This window comes from Actinoplanes sp. NPDC049802, assembly GCF_040656595.1.
Lineage (GTDB): Bacteria > Actinomycetota > Actinomycetes > Mycobacteriales > Micromonosporaceae > Actinoplanes.
In genome coordinates, this window is record NZ_JBFAMR010000002.1 from 118,735 (window position 1) to 131,069 (window position 12,335).

Sequence of the window (12,335 nt, forward strand, 5' to 3'; positions counted from 1 at the left end):
ACCAGACCGAGCCCGCGGGCGTGTACCAGCATGACCGGTACGCCCCCACGGGAGGGAAGCCATGCCACAGGACCCGGAGGACCTGCTCGCCGACTGGCAGTGGCGGGTCCAGCGGCAAACCGAGGCCACCCATGATCTGAGCAGGCGGATGCAGCAGGTATCCGGCTCGGCGGAGTCCCGCGACGGCGACGTCGTCGTGACCGTCGATCACGCCGGAGGGCTGAGCAGCCTGACGCTGACCGACGAGGCGATGCGACTCGCCCCGCAGGAGCTGGCGCAGCTCATCATGGCGACGAGCAGGCGGGCTCAGGCCCGGCTCTCCGAGGAGATGGGCGAGCTGGTCAAGGGCATGTTCGGCTCCGACTCGGACACGACGTCGTTCATCACCGGCACCTACGCCGACCAGTTTCCGGCGCAGCCGTCCGATCCGCGAGAGGAGCGTGATTGGTGATGGCTGAGCCTCTACTCCACCTCGACACGGACGCGTTGACAGGTCACGCGAACAAGGTGGATTCTCACGCGGAGAGGCTTGCCGAGGTCGCAGGGGCCGCCTCCCACCTCGATCAGCAGGACGAGATCTACGGCGAGTGGCCCAGCATCCTGATTCTGCCGATGCTCAACATCGCCCAGGAGGATGCCGTCCAGGAGTTGCGTGACGGAGCCGACACGACTTCGAACCTCGCCGATCTCGTTCGTGCTCTCACGGTTGACGTCAACCTCACCGATGCGGAGGCGGCACAGGTTCTGCGCTTCCAGGAGGAACGGCGATGAGTGACACCTACGGTGGCCTTGTCGCTCCCGCTACCGACACGAAGTTCCATGAGGGAGCCGGCATCTTCGAATCGGTCAGCGGCGCAGTGGAGAGCGTGATCAAGGGCGACATCGCCGCCGCGGGCGGCAACACGCTCGCCGCTGCGCTGGCGGCCCTCGGAACCATCGTCGATCCGCTTCAGTCGCTGTTCGCGGCCGGCGTCGGCTGGGCCATGGAACACGTCCGCATCCTGCGGGAACCGCTTGACAGGCTGATGGGTGACCCCAAAGCCATCGAAGGACATGCGAACAGCTGGAAGAATATCGAGAGGCGCATCTATGAGGTGACGGATTCCTTCGTCACCGAGGTGAAGGACACCGCCGCGATCTGGGCCGCCGAGTCGGCTGCCGCCTACCGCAAGCTCGCTCGACACCATGCCGAAGCCATCCAGGCGATGGGAAGCATCGCGGACGGGCTCAGCAAGGCGACAACCGCTTTGGGCGCGGTGGTGGGCATCGCCCGGAACACCATTCGCGACATCATCGCTCAGGTCGTCGGCGCCGTCATCTCCAAACTGGTCCAGGCAGCCACCGCCGTGTTGATACCGAAAGCGCTTACGGAGGTCGCGATTCTGGTGGCCAACACAAGCACGAAGATCATGAATACCGTCCGGCAGCTGATGGCAAGGATTCATGAGATCGGCGAAGGCATATGGAAGCTACGGCATCTCATGGCGAAGCTCAGCAGGTTCAGGACGGATCAGGCCCGGCACAACGCGGATATCACGATCCTGATGGTTCACCGAGTCGAGGCGGCCAACACAGCCCGGCAGGGTTGGACCGGCCCGTTCAAAGCCTACGGTGTGCTCAGCCAGGGGGATGCCAGCGTCTACGGCCCTCTGCAACAAACCGTCATCAACACCGGACGGGCCGCCTCTCAGGCGAACACCTCACAGAACTCGGGATCGGCAGCCGACAACGTGCGAGAGGACGACCCGGAGCCGATCCCGATCGATCTTCCCGACTGAGGAGGTCAGTCATGGACTCCGACAAGGATCCGCTGGCGAAATACCGCGCCCGGATGGAGGAGGCCAAAGCGGAACTCGCACAGGCAGAGGCGGCGTCGAGAGCGGCGGCCGCAGATCCGGCCAAGGCAGTCACGGAACGCGAGGGTGGCTGGCTGAGCACAATTGCGTTCTTCGGTTGCGTCATCGCACTGGGACTGGCTCTTCTCGGTGTGAGCGCTACCTTCGTCAGGTTGTCAGGCCATGACTTCGACGACGCCCGGGTCACCGGGTGGGCGACCGTCAACCGCTGTGACCGACAGGGTCCGGTCACCAACCGCGGTTTCGGCTACTGGGAGACCTGCCGTTTCGCCGTCCGCTGGGACGATGGGACAGCCGACGACAGGCTGACGAGCGACGTATTGTTCGGGTCAACCGACATCGGCCGCGACGTCCGCGTCGGCCGCCTCAGTGAACGTGGGCCCAGTATGGAACTCGCTCGTCAGGACACCCCAGCGCGGCCCTGGCTTCACTGGATCGGCATCGCGATCGGGCTGGTCGGCATGTTGCCTCTATTCGTCGCCGGATTGATGATCAGCCTGGCGCTCGGCCGGAGGTGACGTCCAATGGATCAGGCAGGAAGTCGGAGCGGTTGAGGGTGGCGGTTCGGCGGCGGTACTCGGAGGCCCTGCCCGGCCAGTTGGTGACGACGCGGCCCGCGGCCGTGCGGTACCAGCTCTGGCACGCCGTCCACACCGAATCCGCCAGGCGCGACTGGATCTCGGAGTCGTAGGCGGCCGCGACCTCCGGCCGTACCTCCAGATGGTCGCCTGCGGCGACCCGCCGGACGGCCTGCGTTATCCACCTGGCCTGCGCCTCGTGGAAGTAGATGACCGAGGTGTTGCCGGTGTTCGTGTTCGGCCCGTAGACCAGGAACATGTCGGGGAACCCGGGGACCGCGAGGCCGAGGTACGCGTGCGCGCCGTCCCGCCACTCGTCGGCCAGGTCCACCCCGTCGCGCCCGGTCACGCGGATCGGTGCCAGGAACTCGGTGGCGGCGAACCCGGTGCCGTAGACCAGCACGTCGCAGGGGTGCTCGGTGCCGTCGGCGGTCCGGATCCCGGTCGGCGTCACCGCGATGATCTTCTCGGTGACCAGGTCGACGTCGGGGCGGGCCAGCGCCGGCAGCCAGCCGTTGGTGAACAGGATCCGTTTGCAGCCCAGCGGCTCGTCCGGGGTGACCTTGGCGCGCAGCTCCGGGTCGCGGACCTGCCAGCGGCGCTGCGCCCAGGAGTAGCCGCGGATCAGGGCGCTTACCGGGCGGTTGCCGGTCACCGCGGCGCCCGCCACGAGGGTGAGACCCCAGGTGGCGGCCCGGGAGAGTCGCATGAGAGCGGGGAACCGGCGGGAGGCGGCCTTGCGCAGGCGACCGTAGCGGCGGTCGGGTTTCGGCACCGTCCAGGGCGCGGTGCGCTGGAAGACGGTGATGTGGGCGGCCGTACCGGCGATCGCGGGGACCAGCTGGATGGCGCTCGCACCGGTGCCGACGACAGCCACCCGGCGGCCCTCGATCGGTACGTCCGGGCTCCAGTGCGCGGTGTGGACGGCCACGCCCGCGAAGCCGTCGGCGCCGGGCAGGGCCGGGATCGACGGGCGCGACAGTTGACCGACCGCGGGGATCAGCACGTCGGCGCGTACCGTCTCACCGCCTTTGATCGTGATCTCCCAGCCGCCGCCGGACCACGTCGCCGAGGCGACCTCGGTGCCGAACCGGACCAGCGGGGTGACGCCCCATTCGGCAGCGCAACGGTGCAGGTAGGCGAGGATCTCGTCGTGCGGCGGGTAGCGGCGCGACCAGTCCGGGTTCAGGGCCCGGGAGTACGAGTAGAGCGGCGCCGGCACGTCACAGGCACATCCGGGGTACGTGTTGTCCCGCCACACGCCACCGATCCGGTCCGCCTTCTCCAGGACGACGACATCGTCGAAACCGGCCAGGAGCAGCTCGGCGGCGACCGCCACCCCACCGAACCCGGCGCCGATGATCACGATCCTGGTCATGGCCGCCGTCCGATGGTGATCCGCAGGGCGGCCGGGGCGGACGCCGGCACGACCGGGTTCACGGGCTCGACCGGTTCGACGGGCACGTAACCCGATGCGGGCCGGGGGTCCGGCTGACCGGCGTTCGGCCACAGCGCGACCGCCCGCTCGGCCAGGGCGGTGATCGTCAGCGACGGGTTGACGCCCAGGTTGGCGGCGACCACCGAGCCGTCGATGACGTGCAGTCCGGGATGCCCGAACAGCCGGTGGTACGGGTCGACGACCCCCTGTGACGGGTCCGCGCCGATCGCGCAGCCACCGATGAAGTGCCCGGTGACCGGCCGTCCCACCAGTTCGGTGTAGGAGCCGGTCGGCACCCCGTCGACCTCGGCGGCGACCCGGCGGGCCACGTCGTGCGCGGCCGGCACCCACACCGGGTTGGGTTCGCCGATGCCGGGCCGGCTGGTGATCCGCCGCCCGAACAGGCCGCGCCGGGTGTGCACGGTGATCGAGTTGTCGAGCGGCTGCATGGCCAGCAGCACCACGGTCTGGCTCGACCAGTTCCGTGGTGAGAGGTAGAGCCGCATGTCGCGGCCGGCTTTCGCGATCGTCTTGACGGCCTGCCACCAGCGGGGGCGGCCCTCGTCGACGAGCGCCGTGGCGAGCAGCGCGAGCAGGTTGCTGCCGGGTCCGTACCGGACCGGTTCGACGTGGGTGACCGGATCCGGGTGGATCGACGAGGTGATCGCGATCCCGTGACTGAAGTCGCGGTCGGTGCGGCGGGTGCGCGCTCCGAGGATCGACTCCGAGTTGGTACGGCTGAGCTCCCCCAGCCGTGGGGAGACGTCCGGCAGCAGCCCCCGGTCGCGCATCCGGTGCAGCAGTCGCTGGGTGCCGAGGGCGCCACCGGCGAGGACGACCTGTTCCGCGGTGAAGGTCCGCCGTTCGAGCCCGCCGGTGCGCCGGGTCTCCACCAGGTAGCCGCCGCCGTCGCGTGGCCGCACGGACCGGACCGTGGTGAGCGCGTGCACCTCGGCGCCGGCCCGCTCGGCGAGGTAGAGGTAGTTCTTGACCAGGGTGTTCTTGGCGTTGCCCCGGCAGCCGGTCATGCACGAGCCGCACAGGGTGCAGGTCCGGCGGTCCGGTCCGGCGCCGCCGAAGAACGGGTCTTCGACCTCCTGCCCCGGGCGGTCCCCGAAAAGCACGCCGACCGGGGTGTGCCGGAACGTGTGCCCCACACCCATGTCGTCGGCGACCGCGCGCAGGACCCGGTCGGAGTCCGTCTCGACCGGGTTGACGGTCACCCCGAGCATGCGTTTCGCCTGCTCGTAGTAGGGGGCCAGCTCGGACTTCCAGTCGGCGATGCCGGACCACTGCGGGTCGGCGAAGAACGCGTCGGGCGGCTCGTACAGGGTGTTGGCGTAACCGAGCGAGCCGCCGCCGACCCCGGCGCCCGACATGATCATCACGTCGCGGAGCAGGGTGAGCCGCAGGATGCCGTAGCAGCCGAGCGCGGGCGCGTAGATGTAGTCGCGCAGCCGCCAGGACGTCTTGGCGAACTGTTCGTCGGTGAACCGGCGGCCGGCTTCGAGGACGCCGACGCGATAGCCCTTCTCGGTGAGGCGCAGCGCGGTCACGCTGCCACCGAAGCCGGAGCCGATGACGAGGACGTCGTAGTCGTACGACATCGCCGTACCATCACACCCTTATTGGCAACATGTCAACAACTGGTTTCCGGTCTTGGCTCGCAGCGCCAATCACCTTCCGGTCCCGCCACCCGCGGTGAGAGGCTGGCCCCCATGAGCGAGCTTGCGAGCGAACCATCCGGCTCAGCGGTGACCGAGCTGTCCTACGAACGCCGCGGATCCGGCCCGCCTCTGCTGCTCATCCACGGCCTGGGCAGCCACCGCCAGGTCTGGTCCCCGATCATCGGCACTCTCGCCACCCGCTACGACGTGATCGCCGTCGACCTGCCCGGTTTCGGCGCCTCCCCACCCTGGCCGCCCGTCTCGCCCCCGGGCTCGGGCGATCACGACGCCGCGCCGCGACTCCCCGGTTCGGTCGCGCATCTCGCCGACCAGCTGGAGGAGTTCCTGGACCGGCTCGGTGTGGACACTCCCGCGGTCGCCGGCAACTCGCTGGGCGGCGGCATCGCCCTGGAGCTGGGCCGCCGCGGCCGCGCCCGGGCGGTGACCGCCTTCGCCCCGATCGGCTTCTGGACGCCGGCGGAACGCCGCTGGTGCCAGACGGCCGTCACCACCGCCCGCGCCGCCGCCACCCGCCTCGACGGATCCCTCCCCCGCATCATGGCGTCGACGGTGGGCCGGTCCGCGTTCTGCGCCCTCTTCTACGCCCACCCGGCACGCCTCGACCCGGCCGACGCCGTCGCCGCGGCCCGCGCCCTGGCCGCCGCGCCCGGCTTCGCCGCGGCCCGCGACGCCTCCACCCACCTTCGCCCGTGGTCCTTCGCCGAGGCGGGCTCACTCACCCGCATCCCGGTCACCATCGCCTGGGGTACGCGTGACGCGATCCTCCCGTTCCGCCAGTCCCGCCGGGCCCGCACGATCCTGCCGACCGCCCGCCACGTGGCCCTCCCGAGCGCCGGCCACCTCCCGTTCTCCGACGCCCCCGACCGCTGTGCCTCCCTCCTCACACCCTGAAACCACCCGCCGACGCGCCAAGGGCACCAGCGTGTGGAGTTGGGGCGCGCATCGCACCCGAAACCCACACACCGAAACCACCACCCGCGTGTGGACTTCAGGCGCACAGCGCACCCCAACCCCACACACCGAAACCACCACCCCCGCGAATGTCAGCGGTAACGGACGGGGAGGTGTTTGATGCCGTTGATCCAGCCGGAGCGGAGGCGCTGCGCCGGGCCGGCGAGGGTGATGCCGGGCATGTGGTCGGCGATCGCGTTGAAGATGAGGTCGATCTCCAGGCGGGCGAGGTTGGCGCCGAGGCAGAAGTGGGCGCCGCTGCCGCCGAAGCCGAGGTGCGGGTTGGGGCTGCGGGTGATGTCGAAGGTGTGCGGTGACGCGAAGACGTCCTCGTCGTAGTTGGCCGAGCCGTAGAACATGGCGACCCGCTGGCCGGCGCGGATCGGGACTCCGGAGAGGGTGGTGTCGCGCTGGGCGGTGCGCTGGAAGGCGTTGATCGGGCTGCCCCAGCGGACGAACTCGTCGACCGCCGTACGCGGGCGGGTCCGCTTGTAGAGCTCCCACTGTTCGGGGTTGGACAGCAGCGCGAGCATGCCGTGGGAGATGGCGTTGCGGGTGGTCTCGTTGCCGGCGACGGCGAGCATGAGGACGAAGAAGCCGAACTCGTCGATCGACAGGTGGGAGCCGTCGATCTCCGCTTTGACGAGGGTGGTGACGATGTCGTCGCGGGGGCAGGCCTGGCGTTCGTCGGCCATCTGCATGGCGTAGCCGAGCAGGCCCATCGCGGACTCCATCGGGTCGGCGCCGCGGAATTCGGGGTCGTCGTAGCCGATCATCGAGTTGGACCATTCGAAGACGTTGCGGCGGTCGTCCTGGGGGACGCCGAGCAGTTCGGCGATGGCCTGCAACGGCAGTTCGCAGGCGATCTCGGTGACGAAGTCGCCGGCGTCGGCGGTGGCGAGGGCGGTGTGCACGATGCGCTCGGCGCGGGTCTGCAGGGCGGCGCGCAAACTGTTGACGGCGCGCGGGGTGAAGCCGCGGGAGACGACGGCGCGCTGTTTGGTGTGCTGCGGCGGGTCCATGTTGAGCAGTACGGCCTGCTGCATCTCGATCCGGTCGCGGGTCATGTCGGGCTGGAAGCGGACGATCGCGGTGTTCTCCCGGCTGGAGTAGGTGTCGCTGTCCCGGGACACGGTCATCACGTCGGCGTGGCGGGTGACCGCCCAGTAGCCCTCGTCGTCGAATCCGGCGCTGCCGCGGGGCTGCGGGATCCAGCTGACCGGTTCGGCGCGGCGCAGTTCGGCGAACTCGGCGTGCGGGATGCCGTGCAGGTAGACGTCCGGATCGGTGGGGTCGATGCGGGTGCGCGGCTCGGCCACGGCTCCTCCTACAGCAACAAGTTCTACCGATTCAAACATGGCATCAGACAGATTTGGTAGGTTCAATCGAGAACAGGTTCTAGCTGGAGGTCGCGGTGGGGACACCGGTCATCGTCGATGCGGTTCGGACCCCGGTCGGCAAGCGCGGCGGGTGGCTGTCCGGCCTGCATCCGGCCGAGTTGCTCGGCGCCGCGCTGCGCGCGCTGCCACCGGCCGAGGTGGAACAGGCCATCGGCGGCTGCGTAACCCAGGGCGGGGAGCAGTCGAACAACATCACCCGTACGGCGTGGTTGCACGCGGGCCTGCCGTACGCCACCGGCTGCACCACGATCGACGCCCAGTGCGGTTCGGCGCAGCAGGCGGCGCATCTGATCGCCGGCCTGATCGCCGCGGACGCGATCAGCGCGGGCGTGGCGTGCGGGGTGGAGTCGATGAGCCGGGTGCCGCTGCGCGCCAACCTGGGCGACGCCGGCCTGCCCCGGCCGGGCTCCTGGGACATCGACCTGCCGAATCAGTACGTGGCGGCCGAGCGCATCGCCGACCGCCGCGGCCTGACCAGACAGGATCTGGACCGGTTCGGGGTGCGCTCGCAGGCGAACGCGGCCCGTGCCTGGGCGGAGGGCCGGTTCGACCGGGAGGTGGTCGCGGTCGGCGACGTCACCCGCGACCAGGGCTTGCGGGAGACCACGTTCGAGGGGCTGTCCGGGTTGAGACCGGTGCTGCCGGACGGACGGCACACGGCGGGCACGTCGTCGCAGATCTCGGACGGTGCGGCCGCGCTGCTGATCATGGACGCCGACCGGGCGCGCGCGCTGGGACTGCGGCCGCGGGCCCGGATCGTGGCGCAGTGCCTGGTCGGCGCGGAGCCGTACTACCACCTGGACGGGCCGATCGCGGCCACCGACCGGGTGCTGTCCCGGGCCGGCATGAAGATCGACGACCTGGACCGGTGCGAGGTGAACGAGGCGTTCGCCAGTGTGGTGCTGTCCTGGATGGCCGTGCACCGCGCCGATCCGGACCGGGTCAACGTCAACGGCGGGGCGATCGCGCTCGGCCATCCGGTCGGCAGCAGCGGGGCCCGGCTGCTGACCACCGCGCTGCACGAGCTGGAGCGCATCGACGGCACGACCGCGCTGGTGACCATGTGCGCCGGCGGGGCGATGTCGACCGCGAGCGTCATCGAACGGCTGTAGAGGAGCTCTGTCATGGTTCCGTTGCGGTACATGCTGCTGAGCGCGGTGGTCGCGGCCGTGCTCGCCGCCATCGGCGTCACCCTGGTGATGGCCGCCATCAACCCCAGCGCCTCCGAGGTCGCGTCGAACATGTCCGGGAACGACCCGGCCGTCCCGCCCGGTTTCTACGGCACCAGATGAAGATCAGAACCAGGCGGGGTACGGGCGGAGCGTTCAGTTGTGGGGCACCGGCGTCGGCAGCGGCTCGGTCGTGTCGGCCGCCCGGTGCCCGCCGCGCGGTGCGGCGCCCCGGGACAGCAGCACGCCGGCCGCGATCAGCAGCAGACCGAGGACGGCGAGCCCGATCGGGACGTACCGGCCGAGCAGGAGCAGCAGGTCGCGCCCGTGTTCGGCCTCGGCCCCGACGGCGTCCAGGGTGGCCTGGTCGTACTGCAGGTCGGCGTCGAAGATGACGACCCGGGCGCCGGTGTCCGGCACCAGCTCGCGGTGCTGCTGCTCGCGGTATCCGACGATGGCGCCGGTCATCGGCTCCACCCAGAGGGTGCGGGTGGCCCGGTAGGCGATGGTGCCGCTGGTGGCGCCGGGCGCCAGGAACCCGAGCAGCCCGGTGAGGGTCTGCGGGTCCATCTCGGCCTCCTGCTCGGGCACCACCTGCTGGAAGCGGTAGGTGGGCAGCCCGTTGAACTGCTCCTCGTCCTGGTACTCGATCGGCAGCGCCTCGCCGAGGGTGGAGTCCCAGTACTGGTAGGCGCGTTTCTCGGTGCCGAACGGGAAGAGGTAGAGCTGGCCTTCGAACTGGACGTTGCCGGGGGTGCAGCCGACGCCGGCGGCCGGGTCGGCCTTCTCCTCGAGGTGGCACTGCCCGGCCCACGGCACGGCCTCGCCGGTGGTGCGGTCGAGGGCGACCCGGCTCTCCGAACTGTTGATGGTCTCGTTGGTGTCGATCCGCTGGGTGGAGTGGTACACGTTCCAGACCAGGGTCTCGCCGGCCTGCTCGCCGGGGATCTCGGCGGCCGCCTCGAAGTCGGGTTTGATGCCGGTGACGGACCGCAGGCCGGCGTTCTCCACGACCACCTGCGGCGTCCCGTTCGGCAGTGTCTTGGCCTGTACGAACGACGCGCCGGCGGCCTCCACCACCACGTCCGGCGGCACCAGGTCGAGCGGCACTCTCTCCTGCGAGGGCACGATGATCCAGACCAGGGCCATCGCGAGGAGGAGGCTGAGGATGCCGAGTCCGAACAGTGCCGCGCCGGTGATCCGCTTCATCGCGGCCTCCCATCGCAGAAATTAGAACGCGTTACAATCTACTGCTCCGTAACATCGATGAGAACCCCTGGATTCTCACGGGTGCCGGCTGCTCACCGAGATGACCTCGCCGGTCAGATAGGAGGCGTAGTCACTGGCCAGGAAGGCGATCACGGTGGCCACCTCCCACGGCTCGGCGGCCCGGCCGAACGCCTCCCGCCCGGCCAGCTCGGCCAGCTCCGGCTCACTGATCACCCGGCTGAGGTACGGGTGCGCGGCCAGACTCGGCGCCACCGCGTTCACCCGGATGCCGTGCCCGGCCACGTCCAGCGCGGTGCACCGGGTGAACGCCATCACCCCGGCCTTCGCGGCGGCGTAGTGCGCCTGCCCGGCCTGCGCCCGCCAGCCCAGCACCGACGCGTTGTTGACGATCGCCCCGCCGCCGCCCTGCGCGATCATCCGGCGCAGCGCGGCCCGGGTGCAGCGGAACGTTCCGGTCAGGGTGACGTCCAGAACCCGGTGCCACTCGTCGTCGGACATCTCGGTGACCGGCCGGCTGCCGCCCAGCCCGGCGTTGTTGACCAGCACGTCGATCCGCCCGTACCGGGAGACCGCGCCGTCGATCAGCCGAGCCACCCCGGCCTCGTCGGTGACGTCGCACGGGATCGCCCACACCCGGCCCGGGAACAGGCCGGACAACCGGTCGCGGGTTTCGCCGAGGCGGCGCTCGTGGCTGTCGCCGACCACCACCCGGGCACCCTCGTCCAGGCTGCGCCGGGCCACCGCCGAGCCGATCCCGGCCCCGGCCGCCGCGGTCACCACGACGACCTTTCCGGCCAGCAGCCCGCGCCCGGCCGGGCCGGTCATCCCCGGGCCTGACGGGGCAGCCCGAGCACCCGCTCGGCCACGATGCCGCGCTGGATCTCGCTGGACCCGCCGTAGATGGTGTCGGCCCGGCTGAACAGGAAGTACCGCTGCCAGCGCCCGGTCGCCTCCGGTCCGGCGTCACCGGCGGCCAGCACGTCCATGGCCAGTTCGCCGAGACCCTGCCGCCAGCGGGTCCAGAGCAGCTTGATCACCGACGAGCCGGCCGGCAGGTCCTCGGTGAGACTGCGCAGCGTGTGCGCGCGCAGCACGGTCAGGTCGATCCACGCGCGGGTCAGCCGGTCCCGCAGCGCCGGATCGGCCGTCGCCCCGGTCCGCCGGGCCACCGCCACCAGCTCGTCCAGGTCCCGCTGGAAGCCGACCTGCTGGCCGACCGTGGCGGCGCCCCGCTCGAAGGCCAGGGTGGCCATCGCGACCCGCCAGCCCCGGCCCGGCTCGCCGACCACCAGGCCCGCCTCGGTGGTGGCGCCGTCGAAGAACACCTCGTTGAACTCGCTGTCGCCGGTCAGCTGCCGGATCGGCCGCACCGTCACCCCCGGCTGCCGCATCGGCACCAGCAGGTAGGACAGTCCGGCGTGGCGCGGGCCGCCGAGCGGGACCGGCGCGGTGCGGACCAGCACGAAACACCAGTCGGCCACGTGAGCCAGGGAGGTCCACACCTTCTGGCCGGTCAGCACCCAGCGGCCGCCCTCCAGCCTGGCCCGGGTGGTGACACCGGCCAGGTCGGAACCGGCGCCCGGCTCGGAGTAGCCCTGGCACCACAGCTGGTCGACAGCGGCGATCGCGGGCAGGAACCGGTCACGCTGCGCGGGCGTGCCGAGGGCGATCAGGGTCGGGCCCACCATGGTCGTTCCGATGTGGTCGACGCGGCTCGGGGCGCCGGCTCTCGCGTACTCCTCATGGAAGATCACCTGCCGGGTGAGCGGCGCGCCGCGCCCACCGTGGGCGACCGGCCAGGCCAGCGTGGTCCACCCGGCTGCGGCGAGCCGCCGGGCGAAGGCGAGACGGGCGGCGAAGGCCTCGTTCTCCCGGCCCGGGCCGCCGGCGCCACGCAGATCATCGGTCAGCTCGGCGGCCAGCCAGTCCCGGATCTCGCGCCGGAACACATCGTCGTCGGTCACTGGCGTCACCTCCGGGAGCACACGTAGGCTCACCCTAGGCGACCAAGCACTTGCTTGGTAA

General features: G+C 70.7%; 13 protein-coding genes. 7 read left to right on the forward strand and 6 right to left on the reverse strand.

The window, feature by feature from the left end:
* Positions 1-61: 61 nt before the first annotated feature.
* The 4 genes from AB0I88_RS01980 to AB0I88_RS01995 are packed head-to-tail and all read left to right on the forward strand — an operon-like array spanning position 62 to position 2,374.
* On the forward strand, positions 62-451 hold the full coding sequence (locus AB0I88_RS01980; RefSeq protein WP_361017287.1) for a YbaB/EbfC family nucleoid-associated protein: 390 nt from the start codon (positions 62-64) through the stop codon (positions 449-451).
* Positions 445-771, forward strand: coding sequence for a hypothetical protein (locus AB0I88_RS01985; RefSeq protein WP_361017289.1), 327 nt, complete (start codon positions 445-447; stop codon positions 769-771). The genes AB0I88_RS01980 and AB0I88_RS01985 overlap by 7 nt, the downstream gene beginning before the upstream one ends.
* Positions 768-1,778: a hypothetical protein gene (locus AB0I88_RS01990; RefSeq protein ID WP_361017291.1), complete on the forward strand. Its 1,011-nt coding sequence runs from the start codon at positions 768-770 to the stop codon at positions 1,776-1,778. The genes AB0I88_RS01985 and AB0I88_RS01990 overlap by 4 nt, the downstream gene beginning before the upstream one ends.
* A gap of 11 nt (positions 1,779-1,789) precedes the next feature.
* A complete protein-coding gene (locus AB0I88_RS01995; RefSeq protein ID WP_361017293.1) occupies positions 1,790-2,374 on the forward strand; it encodes a DUF6346 domain-containing protein in 585 nt (194 codons plus the stop codon).
* On the opposite strand, the gene AB0I88_RS02000 is transcribed toward AB0I88_RS01995, so the two are convergent.
* Together AB0I88_RS02000 and AB0I88_RS02005 are read right to left on the reverse strand one after the other, a co-directional pair.
* Positions 2,349-3,812 (reverse strand): NAD(P)/FAD-dependent oxidoreductase, encoded by a 1,464-nt coding sequence (locus tag AB0I88_RS02000; protein WP_361017295.1) that lies wholly within the window; start codon positions 3,810-3,812, stop codon positions 2,349-2,351. The genes AB0I88_RS01995 and AB0I88_RS02000 overlap by 26 nt on opposite strands.
* On the reverse strand, positions 3,809-5,479 hold the full coding sequence (locus tag AB0I88_RS02005; protein WP_361017297.1) for a GMC family oxidoreductase: 1,671 nt from the start codon (positions 5,477-5,479) through the stop codon (positions 3,809-3,811). Before AB0I88_RS02005 ends, AB0I88_RS02000 begins: the two co-directional genes overlap by 4 nt.
* Before the next feature lie 111 nt (positions 5,480-5,590).
* Here AB0I88_RS02005 and AB0I88_RS02010 point away from each other — a divergent pair, with 111 nt between their 5' ends.
* Positions 5,591-6,451 carry an alpha/beta hydrolase gene (locus tag AB0I88_RS02010; RefSeq protein ID WP_361017299.1) on the forward strand — a complete coding sequence of 287 codons (861 nt, stop codon included), beginning with the start codon at positions 5,591-5,593 and terminating at the stop codon, positions 6,449-6,451.
* A 152-nt stretch (positions 6,452-6,603) separates the two neighbouring features.
* Here AB0I88_RS02010 and AB0I88_RS02015 read toward each other — a convergent pair whose 3' ends face one another.
* Entirely contained in the window at positions 6,604-7,830 is a 1,227-nt protein-coding gene (locus AB0I88_RS02015; RefSeq protein ID WP_361017301.1) for a cytochrome P450, read from the reverse strand.
* Between the two features lie 95 nt (positions 7,831-7,925).
* On the opposite strand from AB0I88_RS02015, the gene AB0I88_RS02020 reads away from it, so the two are divergent.
* Positions 7,926-9,023: a steroid 3-ketoacyl-CoA thiolase gene (locus AB0I88_RS02020; protein ID WP_361017303.1), complete on the forward strand. Its 1,098-nt coding sequence runs from the start codon at positions 7,926-7,928 to the stop codon at positions 9,021-9,023.
* Between the two features lie 12 nt (positions 9,024-9,035).
* A complete protein-coding gene (locus AB0I88_RS02025; protein ID WP_361017305.1) occupies positions 9,036-9,203 on the forward strand; it encodes a hypothetical protein in 168 nt (55 codons plus the stop codon).
* A gap of 33 nt (positions 9,204-9,236) precedes the next feature.
* On the opposite strand, the gene AB0I88_RS02030 is transcribed toward AB0I88_RS02025, so the two are convergent.
* The 3 genes from AB0I88_RS02030 to AB0I88_RS02040 form a co-directional block, all read right to left on the reverse strand.
* The gene (locus AB0I88_RS02030; RefSeq protein WP_361017307.1) at positions 9,237-10,289 is read right to left on the reverse strand and encodes a DUF3068 domain-containing protein; all 1,053 of its coding nucleotides are present in this window, start codon (positions 10,287-10,289) and stop codon (positions 9,237-9,239) included.
* A 75-nt stretch (positions 10,290-10,364) separates the two neighbouring features.
* The gene (locus AB0I88_RS02035) at positions 10,365-11,135 is read right to left on the reverse strand and encodes an SDR family oxidoreductase (protein WP_361017309.1); all 771 of its coding nucleotides are present in this window, start codon (positions 11,133-11,135) and stop codon (positions 10,365-10,367) included.
* Positions 11,132-12,307, reverse strand: a complete 1,176-nt coding sequence (locus AB0I88_RS02040) for an acyl-CoA dehydrogenase family protein (RefSeq protein ID WP_361017310.1) — start codon at positions 12,305-12,307, stop codon at positions 11,132-11,134. Before AB0I88_RS02040 ends, AB0I88_RS02035 begins: the two co-directional genes overlap by 4 nt.
* Positions 12,308-12,335 lie beyond the last annotated feature (28 nt).